Origin of the sequence: Aquabacter sp. (assembly GCF_965279295.1) — a bacterium.
Classification (GTDB): domain Bacteria; phylum Pseudomonadota; class Alphaproteobacteria; order Rhizobiales; family Xanthobacteraceae; genus Aquabacter.
The window spans coordinates 304,130-325,508 of record NZ_CBDIHQ010000014.1 but is presented as its reverse complement, the minus strand read 5'-3'; the positions used below and the strand labels follow the sequence as shown (position 1 = coordinate 325,508).

Below are 21,379 nucleotides of genomic sequence, written 5' to 3'. Positions count from 1 at the left end.
ATTCGCTGAAAGGCGATGATTTCATATCGACGTGTGTGGCCTCAATATGCGGCGTGAAAAGCCTAACGCATTGAGGGGACACGAATTTACCTCCGCGCGGCGCCCTCACTCCGGCTCCGTTATCACGCTGACGTGGGCGGCGACCACCTTCCAGCCCTCGGGAAACCGCACCCAGCTTTGCTGCTGCCGCCCCACCTTGCCCGACGCACCGTCGCGATAAAACAGGGTGGAGGCCGTGGCGAAATCCGCGCCGTAGCTGGTGATCACGGTGCGCGCGGTGGTGCGCATCAGCCCCACCGGCGAGCGCCCGCGCCGGAACGCCTTGATCTCGTCCATGCCATAGAGATTCTCGCCGCCGCCGTAGCGGATGGTGAGGGGGCTGTCGTTGAACAGCGCCTCCAGCGTCTCCACGTCATTGGTGACGAGCGCCACCTCGTATTGGGCGAAGGCGGCTTCGACTTCGGCGAGCACATCGGGACGGTTGATCTCCACGGAAACTCCTCAAAAGTTCGCCACCGGCGCCCGGCAGGTGCCGGCTTCGCTCAGGGCATGGGCGACACGCAGGGCCAGATCCTCCCGCCACGGCGGGGCGATCACCTGGACACCCAGCGGCAGCCCGCGCGGATCGCCATCGTCCACCCACACCGGCACCGCCACCACGGGCAGGCCGATGAACGAAATCGGCTGGGTGAACAGGCCGAGATTGGGTCGCACGAGCAGGGTCTCTCCGTCCAGTACGAACGTCTTCTGTCCACGCTCCGGCGCACGGCAGGGGGTGGAGGGCGCGAGGATCACGTCCACCTCCTCGAACAGCTTCAGCATCTCCAGGCGGAAGTGCCGGCGGAACCGCTGGGCCGCCATCACCCAGGCGGCGGGAATGGCAAGGCCGGCGATCAGCCGGTCGCGCACCGCCGGGTCGAAATCCTGCGGCCGGGTGCTGAGGCGGTGGGCGTGCAGCGCCGCCCCCTCGGCGGCTGTCATCACATAGGCGGACGCCCGCGCCCGCGCAGCGCCGGGAATATCCACCATTTTGTCCGCGCCCAGCGCGGTAGCCACCGCGTCCACGGCGGCGAACGCCTCGGGCATGGCCTTGGCGCGGAAATAGCCGCCCGCCACCGCGATCCGCAGGCTGGCGATGCCTTCGCCAAGACGCGGCGCGGTGGGTTCAAACGGGCGCGTCGTCTGGGATGGATCGTCGAAATCCTCGCCCTGCATGGCGTCATAGGCCAGCGCGAGATCGGTCGGGCAGCGGGCGAACGGCCCAAGATGGTCCAGCGCGGAAACAAAGGGGAAGGTGCGGGCCCGCGAAAGCCGGCCATAGGTCGGTTTCAGCCCGAAGATGCCGCACAGGGCCGAGGGCACGCGGATCGAGCCGTTGGTGTCGGAGCCGAGCGCCAGCGGCACCTCGCCGGCGCCGATCGCCGAGCCCGAGCCGCCGGATGAGCCGCCCGCCATATGCGCGAGATTGTGCGGGTTGCACGAGGCGCCGTCATGGGCATTCTCGCCGGTGAAATCATAGGCGTATTCGCCCATGTTCAGCCCGCCCACCAGCACCGCGTCGGCCGCTTCCAGCCGCTCTATCAGGGTGGCGTCGCGGGACGACGGCGGCAGGTCGCGGTTGATCTTCGAGCCGGCCTTGGTGGGAAGGCCGGCGATATCGAACAGGTTCTTCACCGCGAACGGCACGCCCGCGAGCCGGCCCAATTCCTGACCCGAGGCGCGGGCGGCATCGACGGCATCCGCCTTGGCGCGGGCGCGTTCGACGGTGACATCGGTGAAGGAATTCACCTTCGGCTCCACCGCCGCTATCCGCGCCAGCGTCGCCTCCAGCACCGCCCGTGCGGTGACGGTGCCCGCCTTCACGGCGGCGGCGATCTCGTGGGCGTGCGCGGTCGCGAAAGGGGTGGCGTCCTGGACGGGCGCGGCCAGGGTTTCAGGTGTGAGAATTTCGGTTGTCATGGGCGATACACCGGCGCGGGGTCGAACTCGTCGCCGAGATCGAAGGCCATCACGAAGGCGGCGGCATCGGCGACATTGCGCAGATAGGCGGTCGCCTCGCGGCGCCATTCCGGCTGCATGGGGATTGCGAATGCGCCAATGGCGCCATCCAGCAGCCGCTCCAGCGCGAGATCATCCGGCGCGGGGATCGGCGTCTTAGCTTCAGACATCAAACACTCCGTGGATTGAATTCATGATCCGCCGCCCATTCATCGTTGGGCCTCCCACTTTTACGGCCTCTCCCGCCCTCTCCCCCTTTTTCGCCCCCTCCCCCCTTGAGGGGGAGGGTTGGGGTGGGGGGTATGGCGCCGCCCAAACCACCCGCTCAAACCAGGTGGACAGATACCCCCCACCCTTCCCTCCCCCTCAAGGGGGGAGGGTGAAATCCGAGGGGTCGGCATGTGCTTGCCGCAGTTGGCCTCACACCGGCGGATGGGGAATCGCGGCGATGAGTTCGCGGGTGTAGGCGTCCTTGGGGGACTCCAGAACCTGGTCGGAGGTCCCCTCCTCCACCACGCGGCCATGCCGCATGACGATGACGCGGTCGCACAGCAGCTTCACGACGTGGAGGTCGTGGGAGACGAACAGATAGCTCATGCCCAGCGTGTGCTTCAGTTCCTCCAGAAGGTTGAGCACCACCGCCTGCACCGACACGTCGAGCGCCGCCGTGGGCTCGTCGAGGATCACCAGATCCGGGTTCAAAGCGATGGCGCGGGCGATGCCGACACGCGCCTTCTGGCCGCCGGACAGCTGGTGGGGGAAACGGTCCAGCAGGTCGCCGGGAAGGCCGACCATGCTCGCCAGTTCCTCGACCTTGGCCCGCAGCTTGGCGCCCCCGCCCATGCCGGCCATGCGCAGCAGCGGATCGGCGATGGCGCGGGCGGCGGTGTAGCGCGGATTGAGGCTTTCGGTCGGGTCCTGGAACACCATCTGGATGCGCTTGCGGATGGGATGGTGGGCGAATTCCTTGGCGGGAATGGCGCCGATATCCTGCCCGTCGAAGGTGATCTTTCCCGCCGTCGCATCGATCAGGCGCATGACGATGGTGGAGGTGGTGGACTTGCCGCAGCCGCTCTCGCCCACGAGGCCGACGCTCTCGCCCTTCTTCACCTCGAAGGAGATGCCGTCCACCGCGCGGAAGATATCGTCCGCCGGCTCGCTCTTCCCCGCCTTCTTGGCGAACAGCGAGGCCAGCATGCCGGCCGAGGCGCCCTGGCGCTTATATTCCTTGACGAGGTTTTCCACCTTCAGCAGCGGCACTGCGTCCGGCGCCGCCCTGAAGGCCTTGGTCTGCGAAGGCGCCGCGTTCGGATCGCCCTCGGGCAGCAGGTCCTTCAGGGTGATGCCGGGGCGCGGCGTCGCCCGCATCAGCTTGCGGGTGTAGGGATGCTGGGGATCGCGGAAGATGCGCTCGGCGGGGGCGGTCTCCACCACCAGCCCCTTTTCCATCACGATCACAGTGTCGCAATAGGCGGCGGCGAGGCCGAGATCGTGGGTGATCAGGATGGTGGACATGCCGCGCTCGCGCGTCAGTTCGGTCACGAGATCCATCACCGCCTTCTGCGTGGTCACGTCGAGGCCGGTGGTGGGCTCGTCGGCGATCATCAGTTGCGGCCGGCAGGCCAGCGCCAGGGCGATGACGATGCGCTGGCACATGCCGCCCGAAAGCTCGAACGGATAGGCGTGGTAGCGTTCCTCGGGCCGGGCGATGCGCACCTGGTTGAGGATGTCGATGACCTTTTCCTTCACGTTGCTGGGCTGGGCCTGCAAGTGGTGAAGCAGCACGTCGCCGATCTGGTGGCCCACCTTGCGGATGGGGTTCAGCGCGGTGCGCGGGTTCTGGAAGATCATCGACATTTCGCGGCCGCGCAGGTCGCGCATCTGCCCCTCGGGAGCGTGGGCGATGTCGATGCCGGAGAAGGCGATGGAGCCTTCCGCGATGCGCCCCGCGCGGTCGAGGATGCGCATCACCGTATAGGAGGTGACGGACTTGCCCGAGCCGCTCTCGCCGACGATGCCCAGGGTCTCGCCCTTGGCCACCGTGAGGTCGACATTCTTCACCGCTTTGACGATGCCCTTGCGGGTGGCGAACTCCACCGTGAGGTTCTTCACCTCCAGCAGCTTGCCGTGCGGCTCCTCCACCGGAGCGAGGGTTCCGGCCACAGCCGGGTCGATGACACCGTGCATGTTCCCCTCCATTGTCAGGTGCGGCGCTGGGGATCGACGATGTCGCGCAGACCATCGCCCAGCAGGTTGAAGCAGAACACGGCGAACATCAGCGCCAGGCCCGGAAACAGCGCGATCCACCATTCACCCGAGATGATGTAGGAGGCGCCCTCCGCCACCATGATCCCCCACTCGGAGGTGGGCGGGCGCACGCCGAGGCCGATGAAGGACAGGCCCGCCGCGTTGAGGATGGCGTAGCCCATGGTCAGCGACATCTGCACCATCATGATGGGCATGATGTTGGGCAGGATCTGCGTGAGCAGGATGCGCCATTCCGAATTGCCGGTGAGCCGCGCCGCCTGCACGAACCCCGCCTGCCGCCGCACCTGCGCTTCCGAGCGGGCGACACGGACATAGAGCGGAAAGTTGATGATGGCGGTGGCGATGACGATGTTGGTCACCGTATTGCCCAGCGCGGCGACGATGCCCATGGCCAGCACGAACAGCGGGAAGGCCATGATGGTGTCGGAGATGCGGCCGATGATCCGGTCGGTCCAGCCGCCGAAGAAGCCCGAGGCGATGCCGGCGATGCCGCCGGCCGCAAACACCAGCGCCACCGAACAGATCGCGATGCCCATGTCGAGCCGGGTGGCGACCACCACGCGGGAGAAGATGTCCCGGCCCAACTGGTCGGTGCCGAACCAATGGGCGACCGAGGGTGGCTTCAGCGCCATCGGCGTGTTGGACGCCAGCGGATCATAGGGCACGAAGAACGGCCCCAGCAGCGCACAGATCACCAGGATCAGGAACATGCCGAAGGCGAGGCCCGTGACCGGATTGTCCGAGATCACATAGCGGGCGTGCTTGAGGGTCGCGACCAGCGGGCTGGACGGACGTTCGGGATGTGCGGTCGCGAGGGTCATGCTTCGCTCCGGGCGCGGGGATCGATCACGCCGTAAGCGACGTCGATCAGAAGATTGAGGACGATGTAGAGGACCGCCATGGCGAGCACGAAGCCCTGCACCGGCGCGAAATCGGAGGTGATGAGCGCCTCCACCGCATAGGAGCCGATGCCCGGCCACGCGAACACCTTCTCCACCAGCACGTTGGCGCCCAGCAGGAAGGAGAACACCATGCCCAGCGTCGTGATGACCGGGAGCATGGCATTGCGGAAGGCATAGACGATGATGACCTTGTAGGGCGTCAGCCCAGCCGCTCGCGCGGTGCGCACGAACTCCGAGGAGAGCACCGCCAGCATGGAGGCGCGGGTCATGCGGGCGATCGGCGCCAGGGCGAAGATGGCCAGCGTGATCGCCGGGATCACCAGTTGCGCCGCCGATGCGCGGAAGGTTTCGAGATCCCCCGCCAGCAGGCTGTCGATCAGATAGAAGCCGGTGATGTCGGGCGGCGCGGTGGCGAAGGCGTCAAGCCGGCCGAGCGGCGCGGGCGCCCATCCCAGCTTGAAGTAGAACACATAGACCAGCAGCAGCCCGGTGAAGAACACCGGCAGCGAGACGCCCGCCGTGGTGATGATGCGACAGGAATGGTCCACCCATGTGCCCTGCTTCACCGCCGCCGCGATGCCGTAGGGAATGGCGATGAACAGCGCCAGGATCAGGCCCGACAAGGTGAGTTCGGCGGAGGCCGGCAGGCGCGCCGCGATCTCCTTGCCCACCGGCTGGCCGGTGGAGAGCGAGGCGCCGAGGTCGCCCTTGGCCAGCGCCGTCACATAGTCCACGAACTGCGCCGGCAAGGGCTTGTCGAGGCCCAGCTTGGCGCGGATTTCGGCGATGGCCTGGGGGGTGGCGGCGGGACCGGCGAAATACGACGCCGTGTCGCCGGGCAGCACCCGGGTCAAGAGGAACGTCACGATCACCACGCCGATCAAGCTCGGTATGGCTGTGGCGAGACGGCTTCCGATCAGCTTCAGCATGACGGCCTTCCCTCCGGCTCGAGTGCGAGCACGTCTTCATCAGATGCAAGGACGGCGCCAGAACCGGCGGCCGCGAACCTGTTCGAGATCGCTCTGGCGATCTGCCCGGCTCGGCCGGGGACGAGACGGAGGCATGCCTCCGTCTCGCGGGTTTGCGCGGGTGCGCTCAGCCCTTCTGGAGCGTCGCGTAGTTGAGGCGGCGGTGGAACCAGTATTCGTAGCCGGTGATGTTCTTCTGCATCGCCACGTTGACGTAGGGCTGGAACAGCGGGATGCGCGGAACGTCGGCGAACGCGAGATCCACCATGCCCTTGATGTCGGTGTCGTAGGCCGCCTTGTCGCCGATCGCCGCCGCCGCGCGGGCGCCGTCGATGAACGTGTCCATGGCCTTGGACTGGTAGCTCATGGTGTTGAACACCGAATTCGAGCCGTGATAGCACCAGAAGAAGAAGTATTCGGGATAATCCAGCCAGCCCGAGAACACGTTGGTGTAGAGCGGCAGAACCTTCTTGTTCAGCTCGGTGCGCCAGTTGGCGCCGGGGATCTTGTTGATGGTGGTCTTGATGCCGATCTGGCCGAGGCTCTCCTGCACCAGAACGCTCAGCGGCTCGTTGATGCCGGCGAACCCGAGGTCGAAGGAAATCTCGGTCTCGAAGCCGTTGGGATAGCCGGCTTCCGCCAGCAGCGCCTTCGCCTTGGCGAGGTCGGTGGTGTATTTGGTCGGCTGCGGCCAGGCGACCTGGGTCGCGGCATCGGCCGGGGCGCCGAACATCGGCTTGGAGAGGCCGAACAGCACCGCGTCCATGATCTTCTGATAGGGCATGGCATAGGCCATTGCCTGCCGCACCTTCACATTGTCGAACGGCGGCTTGGTGACATTCATCCCCATATACTGGAGGCCGTTGGAATAGGGCGTGGAGATGATGGTGAGCTTGCCGCTCTCCTTCAGTTCCACGAAATCCTTGTTCGGCAGGTCATAGGAGATGTCGGCATCGCCGCGCTCCAGCAGGGCGCGCCGGTTGCCGGCGGAGGGCACCATGCGCCAGATCACCCGCTTCATCTTCGGCGTCGGGCCGCCGACCCAGGCGTCGTTGCGCTCGAAGATGACTTCGGTGCCGGGGGTCCATTTGGTCACTTTGTAGGGACCCGAACCGGCGGTGTTCTGCTTGGTGTATTCCAGGCCCCAGGGGTCCTGCGCCGTGGCGTTCTTCTTCACCAGCTCGGAATTGTAGATGGAGGGCACGATTACTGCGAGATCGGGGATCGTCAGCCGGTCCTTGCGGATGAAGTCGACGCGAACGGTGCGGTCGTCCACCACCACGAACTGTTCCGCCTTCTCCAGCGAGCCGGCCTTCATCTGGAAGGTCGGGAAGCCGCCGACGGTGACGGCGCGGTCCAGCGACCACTTCACGTCCTTCGCCATGACGGGCGTGCCGTCGTGGAAGGTGGCGTTCTTCTTCAGCTTGAACGTGACCGACATGTCGCCGACATTCATGTCCTCGGCGAGCTGACCCTCGAACTTGTCGCGGTCGTAATATTGGGTGCCGTTCACCGTCTTCATGGGATGGGTGATCAGGCGGTCGTAGGAGTTCCAGCTGGCCTCGTAGCCGGGGACGTTGGTGCCGACACCCTGGATGTCGAGATTGTTGGGGCCGCTCTCAGAGACGATCAGCAGCGTCTCGTTTCGCGCCTGTGCCTGGGCGGATGAGAAAACAGCGGGCGCGGTGACGGCCGTGCCGGTGGCGACGGCGGTGGCGGAAGCAGACTGAAGAAATTCACGACGGTTCATCGAAGTCCCCCATAGGAGCGGCGTTCTATCCCTCTCCTTCAAAGAGCGTGCCAATTGCATGCTATTTTTCGTAAATTCAATTAGATCAATATCTTATCTAATTTTAGATGGTGCGGATGTGATGAGACATATGACTAATTTGACTATTTAATAATCAAATAAGTGCACATTGCATGCAATTACACCGCGCGAACCTGCCTGTTTGAAATGCGGGCGCATCTCAGCCGTGCCTGCGGAACGGGCGGAAGGTGCGTGTCCCATGCGAGTCCCAATCCGAGTGGGCGTTATTCCCACTCCCGCCTGCGAGAGCTCTGCGAAAGGGATCTCGCAAACTCCCGCAGTTCGTTAGGTGCAAAGGCCGGGCGGTTTCCACCTCGCCCCGAGGGGGAGAGGTCGGCTGCGAAGCAGCCGGGTGAGGGGGCTCCGGCATCTCAGGACTGGAGAGGGTTGCCCCCTCACCCCAACCCTCTCCCCGTCGGGGAGAGGGAGCATGGCGCGGTCACTTGAGACGCACCACCGATCCCGCATCAGCTCGTTTCGCAGATGTCTCGCAAGCGGGAGAGGGGCAGGGGGTAGGGAGGGGGAATAGGTGAGATATGGCCGGGTGCAGAGCCTTTTCTTACGGCTCCTGCCCCCTCCCCAGCCCTCCCCCGCAAGCGAGAGCTCTGCGAAAGGGATCTCGCAAACTTCCGCGGTTCGTTAGGTGCAAAGGCCGGGCGGTTTCCACCTCGCCCCGAGGGGGAGAGGTCGGCTGCGAAGCAGCCGGGCGAGGGGGCTCCGGCATCTCAGGACTGGAGAGGGTTGCCCCCTCACCCCAACCCTCTCCCCGTCGGGGAGAGGGAGCATGGCGCGGTCACTTGAGACGCACCACCGATCCCGCATCAGCTCGTTTCGCAGATGTCTCGCAAGCGGGAGAGGGGCAGGGGTAGGGAGGGGGAGTTGGTGAGATATGGCCGGGTGCAGAGCCTTTTCTTACGGCTCCTGCCCCCTCCCCAGCCCTCCCCCGCAAGCGAGAGCTCTGCGAAAGGGATCTCGCAAACTTCCGCGGTTCGTTAGGTGCAAAGGCCGGGCGGTTTCCACCTCGCCCCGAGGGGGAGAGGTCGGCTGCGAAGCAGCCGGGTGAGGGGGCTCCGGCATCTCAGGACTGGAGAGGGTTGCCCCCTCACCCCAACCCTCTCCCCGTCGGGGAGAGGGAGCATGGCGCGGTCACTTGAGACGCACCACCGATCCCGCATCAGCTCGTTTCGCAGATGTCTCGCAAGCGGGAGAGGGGCAGGGGGTAGGGAGGGGGAATAGGTGAGACATGGCCGGGTGCAGGCCTTTTCTTAAGGCTTCTGCCCCATCCCCAGCCCTCCCCCGCAAGCGGGAGAGGGGGCGGCATGGCGCATGACGCAACGCCCCCTTGGAAGATGTAGAACCCAGCGGCCTGCCCGCAATTAAATGCGCTGCGTCTCGCAGCCCCAAACAACTCCACCCCATTCCAGATGAGTGCGCGCAAAAATTGTGCGACACTTCTCATACGAGCGCCAAAAACCAAGAACGCTCGATCGGAGGAAGCCTATGCGGATGCTCAACCACCCGCCGCGCATTGCCCTATCCTGCGCGGCGCTTGTCCTGTCACTCTGCCTTGCCGGCCCTTCGGCGCGAGCGGCGGACTATCCGACCAAGACCGTGCACCTCGTGGTGCCCTTCCCCGCCGGCGGCACCACCGACATCTTCGCCCGCATCATCGCGGATCGGCTCGGCAAGTCGCTGGGGCAGCAATTCGTCATCGAGAACAAGGCGGGCGCGGGCGGAAACACCGGCACCGACGGCGTCGCGCGCTCCGAGCCGGACGGCTACACGCTGGTGATGGGCACGGTCGGCACCCACGCGATCAATGCCAGCCTCTACACCAAGATGCCCTACGACCCGATCAAGGACTTCGTGCCGGTGGCCTTCGTGGCAGGCGTGCCCAACGTCCTGGAAGTCAGCCCCAACAAGCTGAAGGCCAAGACCGTCCAGGAGTTCATCGCCGAGGCAAAAGCGGCGAGGCCGCCGCTGACAATGGCCTCGTCAGGCAATGGCACGTCGATCCATCTCTCCGGCGAGATGTTCAAGCAGGCCACGGGCATCGATCTGGTGCATGTGCCCTATCGCGGCTCCGGCCCGGCGGTGAACGATCTGGTGGGCGGGCAGGTCGACGTGATGTTCGACAATCTCCCTTCCTCCATCGGCCAGATCCGCGCCGGCACGCTGCGGGCCATCGCCGTGACCTCGGCGCAACGCTCCCCCGCCCTTCCTGACGTGCCGACCATCGCCGAATCCGGGGTTCCAGGTTTCGAGGCGTCGAGTTGGTTCGCCATCTTCGCCCCTGCCGGCACGCCGAAGGACGTGGTGAACAAGCTGAACGCCGAGGTCCGCAAGGCGCTGGACGATCCAAGCGTGAAGCAGAGGTACGCGGAAGTCGGCGCCGAAATGCGCGTCATGACACCGGACCAGTTCGCCGTGTTCGTGAAAAGCGAGCTGGAGAAATGGTCCAAGGTGGTCAACGCCTCGGGTGCGAAGGTTGATTAACACCGCCGGGCGAAAATCTTGAAAAAGATCGGAACCTTTTATCTCAGGCGACGTTTCGGCATCAGCGGGCACTGTGGGGATTTTGCCCTGTCCGCCCTCCCACTCTGTTCCCGCCCGCCGGCTGAAAGGCTTACGGGCGCTGCGTAGAGATCATCAATAGCCGCCTTTTCGGTGGCGAAAAAACATGGAGGATGCCGACGTGATTGTGCAACGCCACGCCCACGAAACTCTTCCGCCCCTCAAGATCGCCGTCTCCGGTTCCAGCATCGTGCTGCGCTCCCTGGAAGATGCGGCCGCATTCATGCGCGGCCATCCTGTCGGCGAACATGCGGAAATGCTCCTCGACCAGATGGAGTCCGCCTACCGCCCGGATCTTCAGCGCCGCGCATGGCGGGCGTTCGAGACCTTCGCCGAGGCCATGAAGCTCACCCGTGTGTCGCAAGCCCGCGTCATGTGAGCGCCGGGGCCTTCCGGCTCCCTACAATATGCCGCTTCGGATCATGTTCGGCCGGGGCGGCACTTCGCTTAAGCGCAAAATTCCTGATAAATTTCAGCTCCCTATAGTCAGGGGCGCCGCTTAGCGGCCATCCGGCGCTGCTGCGCCGGTAAAGTCCCCTCGGCGGGTGCGCCGCACCCACCCGCATTGTCACGTCTCAGCCCAGGCGATAGGATTCGCCCTCTGCTGCGATGCGGACGTTAGCGTGATGCCTTCCACCCCAGATTTCATGGTTCTGCACGCCGCCGCCCCAAGAGTGGCAGGATGAGCGAAGGTCGAACCTCGTCATTTCCCAGCCTCCCCTCTCTCGCTGCGCGGTGGCTGGCTCTTTTCGGCCTCTGGTGCCTGATCGCGCGACACGCGCCCGCCGATTTCGCCGCCGGCGCCCTGGCTGCCGCGCTTGCCGCCGCCGCCAGCTATTCGCTCTGGCCGGGGGGCGGAAAATTTCCCCAAGCCGGCCCGCTTCTGCGGTTCGCCGGCCGTTTTCTGGGTCAATCCGTGGTCGCGGGTCTCGTGACTGCGCGCTTCGCCTTCGCGCGGCGGCCGCAATTGAAGCCCGCGCTGATCCGCGTTCCCACCCGTTGCCCGGAGGGCTTCAAGCGGAGCTGCTTTCTCTCGGTCATGAGCCTCCAGCCCGGCACCATGCCGGTGGGCACCGAGGGCGACAGCCTCCTCCTGCATTGCCTCGATACCTCCGCCCCGATCGCCGCCCAGGTCGCGGCCGATGAAGCGGCCTTTTGTGCCATCGGCGGTGGTTGAGATGGCGGATGTCCTTCTGCTAGCCGCCGCCGGCATTCTCGCTCTGGTCGGCGCGGGGCTGGTCGGTTTGCGGCGCGCCAAAACCCCGGCGCTGGGAATGATGGGCCTGCAATTGCTGGGCAGCGGCTGCGTTGCCGTGCTGCTGCTGCTGTGCGTCGCCCTCGATATGCCCGCCCTGGCGGATGCCGCCCTGACGCTGGCGCTGCTCGCCGGCTTCGCCTGCGCCGCGCTCTACGGCACGGGTGGAGCCATCCCCCCGCCGAAGGCCGGCGGATGAGCACGCTTCTCGACATATTCAGCATCGCCTCAATTGGCGCCGGGCTGATCTTCTTCGCCGCCGCCGTGGCCGGCGTGCTGCGCTTTCCCGACACGCTGACCCGCCTCCACGGACTGGCGAAGGCGGACAATCTCGGGCTCGGCTTGGTGGTGCTCGGGCTGCTGCCCCAGGCCCCCGACCTCTGGATGGCGGGAAAGATGGTCGCTGTCTGGCTCTTGATGCAGATCGCGTCCGGCGCGGTCGGGCAACTCATGGCGTCCGCCGCCGCGCGCGAGCAAGGAGACGAGTCATGAGCATTGTGCTCGATCTCGCCATCTGCGCGCTGGTGCTCGGCCTCGGGTTTCGCGTCATCGCCGCGCGCGACACGCTGGCCGCCGTCATCGCCTTCATCGGCTGCGGGCTGGCCCTCGCCCTGCTGTGGGTGCGCCTGTCGGCGGTGGACGTGGCGCTGACCGAGGCGGCGGTGGGCAGCGGCGTCACCGGCCTCCTGCTGCTGCGCGCCGCATCGCGCCCGCAGCCCAAAGCCTCCCCCACCCCCGGCCGCGCCCTGAAGATTGCCGCTGCTTTGCTGTCGGCCGGTGTTGCCGGCGCCCTCGCGGTGGCGATGATCTCGCTGCCGACGCCCGCGCCCTCGCTGGCGCCGGAGGCGGCGCAGAATCTCGCCCGGACCGGGCTGGGCAATCCGGTGACGGCGGTGCTGGTGGCCTATCGCGCGCTCGACACTTTGCTGGAAACCGTGGTGCTGCTGCTGGCCCTGGTGGGTGTCTGGTCGCTCGGCTCCAGCGCGCAGTGGGGCGGAACCAGCGCACCGCTCGGCACCGAACCGGCCGCGCCGCCGCTCGTCTTCATCGGCCGCGTCCTGCCGCCGTTCGGCGTGCTGATCGGCATCCATCTCCTGTGGACCGGCGCCGATGCGCCGGGCGGGGCGTTCCAGGGCGGGGCGGTGATCGCCGCCATGTGGCTGCTGGCCCTGCTTGCCGGGAGCGGCGCGCTTCCGGCGCCCACCAACCGCCGGCTGCGCATCCTGGTGGTGGTTGGGCCGCTTTTGTTCATGGCCATGGGCATGCTGGGCATCGCCATTGCCGGGTCTTTCCTGGCTTTCCCGGATGCCATCGCCAAGCCGCTGATCCTGATCATCGAGGCCGGGCTGACGCTCTCCATCGCGGTGGCGCTGGGCCTGATGGTGGCCGGCCCCGCCACGCGGGCTGCGCCATGAACGGCGCCATCAGCGATGCGACGACGCTCTATGGGCTGGTCGCCTGCGCCCTGGTGGGGCTGGGGCTCTACGGCCTGATTGTCCAACCCGAACCCCTGCGCAAGGCCATCGCCTTTTCGCTGATGGGCGCCGGCATTTTCGTCCTGTTTGGCGTCATCGCACGGCGCGGCGCGGGGGCGGGCTTCGGCGGCGATCCGGTGCCGCAGGCCATCGTCATTACAGGCATCGTCGTCGCCTTCTGCGCCACCGCGCTCGCCGTCACCCTGCTGACCCGCCTCGCCACCGTCGAAGATGACGAGGAGGCGCCATGACCGGCGGTCTGGTGCTGGTGGGCGCCATTCTCCTGCCCTTCGCCTTCGCCGCGATCCTGTTTGTCGCGGGCGGGCGGGCGGCGGAGCGCATCGCGCTGGCGTTCCTTCCCATTGGCCTTGCCCTCGCCGTTGCGATCTTCGCCATGGTGGTGATCGGTCAGGCCCCCGTCGCCTATCTCCTCGGCGGATGGCGCCCGCCGCTGGGCCTCGGGCTGCGGGCCGACGGCTTCGCGGCGGCGATGCTTCTGATGACGGCGGTGGTGATCTCAGCCGTCGGCCTGTTCGCCGCGCCCACATTCCGAACACTGCCGGGAGAGCCGGAGACCCGCGCCTCCCTGGCGTTCTGGGTGCTGCTGCTCTCGCTCTGGGGCGCGATGAACCTCGCCTTCCTCGGGCAGGATCTGTTCAACCTGTTCGTCGCGCTGGAATTGCTGACCTTCAGCGCCGTGCCCCTGGTGTGCCTGGACGGCAAGGCCGCGACGCTGCGGGCGGCGCTGCGCTATCTGCTGTTCGCTTTGGTGGGCTCGGCCTTCTATCTCCTCGGCACGGCCCTGCTCTATGGCGCCCACGGCACGCTCGATATCCTGCTGCTGGCAGAGCGGGTGCGCGCGGGCAATGCCCTGGGCATCACCCTGCTCGCCCTGAGCCTGATGACCATTGGCATGCTCGCCAAGGCGGCGCTGTTTCCGCTGCATCTGTGGCTGCCGCCCGCCCACGCCGGCGCCCCTGCGGCGGCGAGCGCGGTGCTGTCCGCCGTGGTGATCAAGGCGCCGATCTTCATCGCCATCCGCCTCTGGTACGACATCGCCCCGCCCCTCGCGCTGCCCCAGGCAGGACAGTGTCTCGCTGTGCTGGGCGCGGGCGCCATCCTGTTCTGCGGCGTGCTCGCGTTCCGGCAGGCACGCCTGAAGCTGCTGATCGCCTATTCCACGGCGGCGCAGATCGGCTACCTCTTCCTGATGTTCCCGCTCACCGGGGACATGCCCTTCTCCTCCTTCGCCTGGACCGGTGGCATCCTCCATCTGGTCGCCCACGGCCTCTCGAAGGCGGCGATGTTCCTGGCCGCCGGCCTGATCGCCGAGGCGGTGGGGCATGATCGCATCGACAGGCTCTCCGGGGTCGGCCGCGTGCTGCCGGTGAGCGTGTTCGCGTTCGGCCTCGGCGGGCTGTCACTCATGGGCCTGCCACCGAGCGGTGGCTTCACCGCCAAGGTCATGCTGCTCTCCACCGCCGTGGCGCAGGGGTCGTGGTGGATCGCGGTGGTGATCCTGGCCGGCGGCCTGCTGGCCGGCGGCTATGTGCTGCGCCTTGTGCTGCCAGCCATCGCCTCCGGCGCGACGCCGCCTCTGGTCAAGACCCTATCCATGCAGCGCCAGATGGTGGCGCTGGTGCTGGCGCTCTGTGCGCTGGCGCTGGGCTTCCTGCCGCTGGAGCCGTTCACCTTCCTCGCCATCGGCCGCCCCGGCGCGTGGGGGATGCCATGACGGGCGCCGTCTATCTGCTCGCGGCCGCGCCGCTGTTGCCCTTCGCCATGGCGCTGCTCTGCGTGCTGGAGCCGGTGCGGCGCCGGATGCCGTCGCTGCTGGCGTTCGCCGCCGTGCCCGGCCTGCTCGCGGCTTTTCTGGCGCCCGGCGACCTGCTGGTTCTGCCCCCAGCCCCGTTCCGCATCACTTTGTTCCTGGATACGCCCGGCGCGATCCTGCTCGGCGCCTCATCGACCCTGTGGATCGCCGCCGGCGCCTATGCCGCCACCTATCTGCGCGCGGACACCGACAAGCGCGGCTTCGCCATCTGGTGGCTGCTGACGCTTGCCGGCAGCCAGGGCGTGTTCCTGGTGGCCGACCTCACCTCCTTCTATCTCGCCTTCGCCTTGGTGAGCCTGTCCGCCTATGGCCTCGCCGCCCATGAGGAAAGCGCGGCGGCACACCGCGCCGGCATCATCTATCTGGTGCTGACGCTGCTGAGCGAAGCCCTGCTGCTGATGGCTTTCGTGATGCTGGCGAGCGGCTCCGGCGGCAATCCGGCGATCCGCGATGTGGTCGCCACCCTGCCCGGCCTGCCGTGGCGCGATTGTGTGATCGCGCTGCTCATTCTCGGGTTCGGGCTGAAGATGGGCCTCGTGCCGCTGCATGTGTGGATGCCGCTGGCCCATTCGGTGGCCCCCGTCCCCGCCTCGGCCGTGCTGAGCGGGATCGTCGTGAAGGCCGGCGTCATCGGCCTGATGCGCTTCCTGCCCTTCGGCGCGGCGCTGGCGGATTGGGGCAATGTGCTGCTCATCGCCGGACTGGTGACGGCCTTCTACGGCATATTGGTCGGCCTCACCCAAACCCATCCCAAGACCGTGCTCGCCTATTCCACCGTCAGCCAGATGGGCGTTGTGGGTGCGGTTCTGGGGGCGGGACTTGCTGCTGGGGATGCCGGCGCCCTGGTGCCGGCTGCGGTCTATGCCGCCAATCATGTGCTGCTGAAGGGCGCCCTGTTCCTGGGTGTCGGGGTCGCCCTGGCGAGCCGGCGCGAAAGGCTCGTGCCGATCCTGGCGGTGAGCGCGCTCACCGGTTTGAGCCTCGCCGGCCTGCCCTTCACCGGCGGGGCCATCGCCAAGCTCGCCATCAAGGGGCCCATGGGCGACGGGATTTCGGCCGCGCTGCTCACCCTTTCGGCTGCCGGCACCACCTTGCTGGTGGTGCGCTTCATCGCCTGCCTGCGCGCGGCGGCGAACGACGGGCCGGTCATAGGGCATCCGGCACCGTTGGGTCTTAGCGCCCCCTGGCTCGGCCTCGCCGCCCTGGCGCTGATGGCCCCCTATGGCCTGTTTACGCTTGCCACCGGATATAGCGTCTCAAGCGTGTTCGTGCCGGCAGACATCTGGAAAACCTTCTGGCCGGTTCTGCTCGGTCTTGGCCTCGCGGCTCTGTTGCGCGGCTGGGCGACCCGCCTTCCCGCCATTCCCCCCGGCGACCTCGTGGTGCTGGCGGACCGTCTGCGACCGACGGCGAAAGCCATGAGCGACGGCGCGGACGATCTCGACGGTGTGCTGCGCCGCTGGCCGGTGGCGATGCTGCTCCTGGCGGGTCTTACGCTGGTGCTTGCGGCTTTGACGACGTGGCCCTGAAGGTGGTGGCCGATGATCTCGATCAAGGCCGAAGAGCCGGACCTGTCGGCTCAGAGAGAGTATCGGGTTATTCCCCTCCCGCTTGCGGGGAGGGGAATTGCATATGGCTTTGTGCGGGCGTTCCCGCCCTACATGACGTCATGCCCGGGCTTGTCCCGGGTATCCACGCCCCTCCGTGCGCGCTGACCTCCTGGGCCGGCGCCCGGCGGCACCGCGTGGATGGCCGGGACAAGCCCGGCCATGACGATTCCATGAGGTCTTCGGCCGCGCGTTTCAAAGAAACGGGGCTCCAAATTTCCAAATGCAATTCCCCTGCGCTTGCGGGGGAGGGTTGGGGAGGGGGCAGGAGCCTAAGAAGAAGCTCGACCCCCGGCCATGTCTCACCCATTCCCCCTCCCTAGCCCTCCCCCGCAAGCGGGAGAGGGAACAACGCCAAAGTGATCCTGGATCCCAGAGATGTAGCGGCATCCCCACACCCAATTCGGCGGGATCGACGGGTTCCAAAGCGATACTGTCAAGCTGGCGTCCATCGTAAATTCGTGTCAGATGAGCGAACGTTTTGGCCTGAAAGGACTGGCTGGTGCCTGTGTTTAAGGATCGCCTGCAACCCATCGGGCGTCGCCCGTTCATTGCCCTCGGGGCTTTGCTTCTGCTGTCCGCCTGCGGCGGCGAACAGAAGGCTGCAGCGCCGGAGCCGCGCCCGGTTCGCACCGTCAGTGTGGCGCCGCACGGCGCCGGAGACGTGATCTCGCTCACCGGCCATGTGGAAGCGCAGAACGAAGCCAATTACGCCTTCCGCATCGGCGGACGCATCACCGAGCGTCTGGTGAATGTGGGCGATCGGGTCGAGGCCGGACAGGTCGTCGCCCGACTCGATCCGCAGAACGAAATCAACGCGCAACGCTCCGCCCAGGCTGCCGTCGTCGCCGCGCGCGGGCAACTCGTCGTCGCGCGCAATGCCTATGAGCGTCAGCGCGCCCTGCTGGCGCGAGGCTTCACGCCGCGCGCGCAGTATGAGCAGGCCGAACAGGCCTATCTCAACGCCCAGTCCCAGGCGGACGATGCGGAAGCCCGCCTCAAGACCGCCGAGGACCAGGTCAATTTCACTGAACTGCGGGCCGATTCCCCCGGCACCGTCACCGCGCGGCGCGCCGAGCCCGGCGAGGTGGTGCAGGCCGGCCAGCCAATCATCCAGGTGGCCCGCAAGGATGGGCGCGATGCAGTGTTCGACGTGCCGGCGCAATTGCTGCGCACCCTGCCATCCGACCCCGAAATCCGCGTCACGCTGACCGACGACGCCTCGGTTTCCGCCACGGGGCGGGTGCGCGAAGTCGCGCCGCAGGCCGATCCCGTCACCCGCACCTTCCGCGTCCGCGTCGGCCTGATCGATGCGCCGGAGGCCATGCGCCTCGGCTCCACTGTCACCGGCCGCACCCAGGTGGACAGCGGCCCGGTGATCGAAGTCCCGGCAAGCGCGCTGACGCGCATCGACGGCAAGCCGGCAGTGTGGATCGTCGATCCCACCGCGCTCACCGTGTCGCTGCGCCCAGTCGTTGTGGTGCGCTACACCCCGGCGAACGTCACCGTGGCCGAGGGCCTGAAGGAAAAGGACATCGTCGTGACCGCCGGCGTCCAGGCACTTCATCCGGGCCAGAAGGTCCGCCTGCTGGGGGCGCGCCCGTGAAGTTCAACCTTTCGGAATGGGCGCTGCGGCACCGTTCCGTCGTGATTTATTTCATGGCGGTGGCGGTTCTGGCGGGGCTGCTCTCCTATCAGCGGCTCGGCCGCGGGGAAGACCCGACCTTCATCATCAAGACCATGGTGGTCCAGGCCGCGTGGCCCGGCGCCTCGGTGGAAGAGACGCTGAGACAGGTGACGGAGCGGCTTGAGCGCAAGCTTCAGGAAACCCCGAAGCTTGATTTCCTGCGCAGCTACACCAGCGCCGGCCTCACCACCATTTTCGTAAACCTGAAGGGCAGCGCCACGGCGCAGGAAGTGCCCGACATCTGGTATCACGTTCGCAAAAGCATCGGCGACATTCGCGGGACGCTGCCGCAGGGCATCGTCGGGCCGGGCTTCAACGACGAGTTCGGCGACACCTTCGGCATCATCTACGGCTTTACGGCCGATGGCTTCTCCCGGCGCGAACTGCGCGACCATGTGGAGGACATCCGCTCCAAGCTGCTGAACATCCCCGACGTCTCGAAGATCGAAATCCTGGGTGCCCAGGATGAGCGCATCTTCATCGAATTCTCCATGGCGGAACTCGCCAGCCTCGGCATCGACCGCAACGCGCTTGTCGCCGCCCTGCAAAGCCAGAACGTGGTGCAGCCCGCCGGCAACATCGAGACCGGCAACGAGATCATCTCGCTGCGGGTCTCCGGCGCGTTCCAGGACGAGCGCGACATCGCGGACGTAAATTTCGTGGTCAACGGCCGCGTGCTGCGGCTCTCCGACATCGCGACGGTGCGGCGCGGCTATGCCGATCCGCCGCAGCCCATGTTCCGCGTCAACGGCAAGCAGGCGCTCGGCCTCGCCATCGCCATGCGCGACGGCGGCGACATCCTGGCGCTGGGTAAGAACATCACCGCCGCCATGGCCGACATCACCGCCGACCTGCCGCTCGGCATCGAGCCGAATCTGGTGGCGGACCAGGCGGTGACGGTGGACGACGCCATCGGCGAGTTCATGAGTTCGCTCTGGCAGGCCATCGGCATCATCCTGGTGGTGAGCTTCATCAGCCTCGGCGTGCGCGCCGGAACGGTGGTCGCGCTCTCGATCCCGCTGACGCTGGCAATCGTGTTCGCGGTCATGGACATCGCCGGCATCGACATGCAGCGCATCTCGCTCGGCGCGCTGATCATCGCCCTGGCGCTCATGGTTGACGACGCCATGACCACCACCGACGCGACCATCAATCGCCTCGCCGCCGGGGACGACAAGGAAAGCGCGGCGACCTACGCCTTCCGCACCTATGCCATGGCGATGCTCGCCGGCACGTTCGTCACAGTGGCGGGCTTCGTGCCGATCGGCTTCGCGGCAAGCTCGGCGGGCGAATACACCTTCTCGCTGTTCGCTGTGGTCTCGATCGCGCTAATCGTCTCCTGGTTCGTGGCGGTGATCTTCGCGCCGCTGCTGGGCGTGCTGATCCTGAAGGCGCCGCCGAAGACGGCGCCCGGCGCGGTGGAAAAGCCGAGCCGCATTCTCGGCGCCTACCAGAGCCTCCTGACGCTGGCGCTGCGGCGGCGCTGGATCACGCTGGCGATCTCGGTCGCGCTGTTCGTGCTCTCTTTCCTGGCCCTGCCGCTGATCCCGCGCCAGTTCTTCCCCTCATCCGACCGGCCGGAACTGCTGGTGGACCTGCGCCTGCCGCAGAATTCCTCCATCTACGCCAGCGAAACCCTCGCGGAACGCTTTGACGCGGTGCTGAAGGGCGACACGGATGTCGACCGCTGGAGCACCTATGTCGGGCGCGGCGCGATCCGCTTCTACCTGCCGCTCAACGTGCAGCTGCCCAACGACTTCTTCGCCCAGGCGGTGATCGTCGCCAAGGATGTGGCCGCGCGCGAGCGGCTGCGGGTGAAGCTGGAAAAGGTGGTGGCGGACGAATTCCCGAGCGTGGTCGGGCGCATCTATCCGCTCGAACTCGGCCCGCCCGTCGGCTGGCCGCTGCAATATCGCGTGGTCGGGCCGGACATCGAGAAGGTGCGCGCCATCTCGTTCGACCTGGCCCAGGTGCTCGCCTCCGACCGGCGCGCCGAGCGGGTGAATTTCGACTGGATCGAGCCCACCCGCGAAGTGCGCATCCGCGTCGACCAGGACCAGGCGCGCCTGCTCGGCCTGTCCACCCAGTCGCTGGCCGGCGTGCTCAACACCGTCATGTCCGGCCGCCCGGTGACGCAGGTGCGGGACGACATCTATCTCGTGAACGTGGTGCTGCGCGCCACCGACGAGCAGCGGGTCTCGCTCAGCGACCTCGCGACGCTGCAAGTGCCGCTGCCGAGCGGGCGCACGGTGCCGCTCAGCCAGCTCGCGACGTTTGAATACACCCAGGACTATCCGGTGGTGTGGCGCCGCGACCGGGTGCCGACCCTCACCGTCCAGGCGGACGTGATCCCCGGCGAACTGCCCGAGAGCGTGGTCAGCGCCCTCGCCCCGAAGATCGCCGCGCTGAACAAGACGCTGCCGCGCGGCTATCGCATCGAGACCGGCGGCACGACCGAGGAGAGCGCGCAATCGCAGGCCTCGGTGGTCGCCGTGGTGCCGGTGATGCTGCTCATCATGTTCACCGTGCTGATGCTCCAGCTCCAGAGCTTCTCGCGCCTCATTCTGGTGCTGTCGGTGGCGCCGCTGGGGCTGATCGGCGTCTCCTCGGCGCTGCTGCTCTCGGGCAAGCCGCTCGGCTTCGTCGCGATCCTCGGCATCTTGGCGCTGATCGGCATGATCACCAAGAACGCGGTGATCCTGATCGGCCAGATCGAGGCGGAGCGGGAGGCCGGCGCCACCGTGTGGGACGCCGTGGTGAGCGCGAGTTGCACGCGCTTCCGCCCCATCATGCTGACCGCGGTCTCCACCGTGCTCGGCATGATCCCCATCGCCCCCACGGTGTTCTGGGGTCCCATGGCGTTCGCCATCATGGGCGGCCTATTGGTCGCAACCATGCTGACGCTGATTTTCCTTCCCGCGCTCTATGTGACGTGGTTCGGTCCCGAGGCACGCCTCGCGACCGCCCCGCAGCCGACGGAGGCGTGAGCGGCCGGGTTTTC

The 21,379-nt window shown here is 66.9% G+C and carries 18 protein-coding genes; 11 read left to right on the top strand and 7 right to left on the bottom strand.

Annotation, left to right across the window (positions count from 1 at the left end):
• Window positions 1-105: 105 nt before the first annotated feature.
• The 7 genes from hpxZ to ADADO0_RS10465 all read right to left on the bottom strand — a co-directional run bounded on the left by hpxZ (window position 106) and on the right by ADADO0_RS10465 (window position 7,886).
• Complete coding sequence (gene hpxZ, locus ADADO0_RS10495; RefSeq protein ID WP_511305076.1) at window positions 106-492, bottom strand: oxalurate catabolism protein HpxZ; 387 nt, start codon at window positions 490-492, stop codon at window positions 106-108.
• Between the two features lie 9 nt (window positions 493-501).
• The gene (locus tag ADADO0_RS10490) at window positions 502-1,959 is read right to left on the bottom strand and encodes an AtzE family amidohydrolase (protein ID WP_511305075.1); all 1,458 of its coding nucleotides are present in this window, start codon (window positions 1,957-1,959) and stop codon (window positions 502-504) included.
• Window positions 1,956-2,168: an AtzG-like protein gene (locus ADADO0_RS10485; protein ID WP_511305074.1), complete on the bottom strand. Its 213-nt coding sequence runs from the start codon at window positions 2,166-2,168 to the stop codon at window positions 1,956-1,958. Before ADADO0_RS10485 ends, ADADO0_RS10490 begins: the two co-directional genes overlap by 4 nt.
• A 250-nt stretch (window positions 2,169-2,418) precedes the next feature.
• Window positions 2,419-4,185, bottom strand: coding sequence for a dipeptide ABC transporter ATP-binding protein (locus ADADO0_RS10480; RefSeq protein ID WP_511305073.1), 1,767 nt, complete (start codon window positions 4,183-4,185; stop codon window positions 2,419-2,421).
• 14 nt (window positions 4,186-4,199) lie between these two features.
• Window positions 4,200-5,087 carry an ABC transporter permease gene (locus tag ADADO0_RS10475; protein WP_511305072.1) on the bottom strand — a complete coding sequence of 296 codons (888 nt, stop codon included), beginning with the start codon at window positions 5,085-5,087 and terminating at the stop codon, window positions 4,200-4,202.
• Window positions 5,084-6,097 carry an ABC transporter permease gene (locus ADADO0_RS10470; RefSeq protein ID WP_511305071.1) on the bottom strand — a complete coding sequence of 338 codons (1,014 nt, stop codon included), beginning with the start codon at window positions 6,095-6,097 and terminating at the stop codon, window positions 5,084-5,086. Before ADADO0_RS10470 ends, ADADO0_RS10475 begins: the two co-directional genes overlap by 4 nt.
• Before the next feature lie 166 nt (window positions 6,098-6,263).
• Window positions 6,264-7,886, bottom strand: a complete 1,623-nt coding sequence (locus tag ADADO0_RS10465) for an ABC transporter substrate-binding protein (protein WP_511305070.1) — start codon at window positions 7,884-7,886, stop codon at window positions 6,264-6,266.
• 1,560 nt (window positions 7,887-9,446) lie between these two features.
• Between ADADO0_RS10465 and ADADO0_RS10460 the strand changes: the two genes are divergently transcribed.
• The 11 genes from ADADO0_RS10460 to ADADO0_RS10410 all read left to right on the top strand — a co-directional run bounded on the left by ADADO0_RS10460 (window position 9,447) and on the right by ADADO0_RS10410 (window position 21,365).
• Complete coding sequence (locus ADADO0_RS10460; RefSeq protein WP_511305069.1) at window positions 9,447-10,442, top strand: Bug family tripartite tricarboxylate transporter substrate binding protein; 996 nt, start codon at window positions 9,447-9,449, stop codon at window positions 10,440-10,442.
• Between the two features lie 199 nt (window positions 10,443-10,641).
• The gene (locus tag ADADO0_RS10455) at window positions 10,642-10,899 is read left to right on the top strand and encodes a hypothetical protein (protein ID WP_511305068.1); all 258 of its coding nucleotides are present in this window, start codon (window positions 10,642-10,644) and stop codon (window positions 10,897-10,899) included.
• 303 nt (window positions 10,900-11,202) lie between these two features.
• Window positions 11,203-11,697, top strand: a complete 495-nt coding sequence (locus tag ADADO0_RS10450) for a Na+/H+ antiporter subunit E (protein ID WP_511305067.1) — start codon at window positions 11,203-11,205, stop codon at window positions 11,695-11,697.
• 1 nt (window position 11,698) lies between these two features.
• Window positions 11,699-11,974: a monovalent cation/H+ antiporter complex subunit F gene (locus ADADO0_RS10445; RefSeq protein WP_511305066.1), complete on the top strand. Its 276-nt coding sequence runs from the start codon at window positions 11,699-11,701 to the stop codon at window positions 11,972-11,974.
• A complete protein-coding gene (locus ADADO0_RS10440) occupies window positions 11,971-12,267 on the top strand; it encodes a monovalent cation/H(+) antiporter subunit G (protein ID WP_511305065.1) in 297 nt (98 codons plus the stop codon). The genes ADADO0_RS10445 and ADADO0_RS10440 overlap by 4 nt, the downstream gene beginning before the upstream one ends.
• Window positions 12,264-13,190 (top strand): hydrogenase subunit MbhD domain-containing protein, encoded by a 927-nt coding sequence (locus ADADO0_RS10435; protein ID WP_511305064.1) that lies wholly within the window; start codon window positions 12,264-12,266, stop codon window positions 13,188-13,190. Before ADADO0_RS10440 ends, ADADO0_RS10435 begins: the two co-directional genes overlap by 4 nt.
• The gene (locus tag ADADO0_RS10430; protein WP_511305063.1) at window positions 13,187-13,501 is read left to right on the top strand and encodes an NADH-quinone oxidoreductase subunit K; all 315 of its coding nucleotides are present in this window, start codon (window positions 13,187-13,189) and stop codon (window positions 13,499-13,501) included. Before ADADO0_RS10435 ends, ADADO0_RS10430 begins: the two co-directional genes overlap by 4 nt.
• Window positions 13,498-14,985, top strand: a complete 1,488-nt coding sequence (locus ADADO0_RS10425) for a complex I subunit 5 family protein (RefSeq protein ID WP_511305062.1) — start codon at window positions 13,498-13,500, stop codon at window positions 14,983-14,985. Before ADADO0_RS10430 ends, ADADO0_RS10425 begins: the two co-directional genes overlap by 4 nt.
• The gene (locus ADADO0_RS10420; protein ID WP_511305061.1) at window positions 14,982-16,613 is read left to right on the top strand and encodes a complex I subunit 5 family protein; all 1,632 of its coding nucleotides are present in this window, start codon (window positions 14,982-14,984) and stop codon (window positions 16,611-16,613) included. Before ADADO0_RS10425 ends, ADADO0_RS10420 begins: the two co-directional genes overlap by 4 nt.
• 580 nt (window positions 16,614-17,193) lie before the next feature.
• Complete coding sequence (locus ADADO0_RS10415) at window positions 17,194-18,297, top strand: efflux RND transporter periplasmic adaptor subunit (RefSeq protein WP_511305060.1); 1,104 nt, start codon at window positions 17,194-17,196, stop codon at window positions 18,295-18,297.
• The gene (locus ADADO0_RS10410) at window positions 18,294-21,365 is read left to right on the top strand and encodes an efflux RND transporter permease subunit (protein ID WP_511305059.1); all 3,072 of its coding nucleotides are present in this window, start codon (window positions 18,294-18,296) and stop codon (window positions 21,363-21,365) included. Before ADADO0_RS10415 ends, ADADO0_RS10410 begins: the two co-directional genes overlap by 4 nt.
• The last annotated feature ends 14 nt before the right edge of the window (window positions 21,366-21,379 follow it).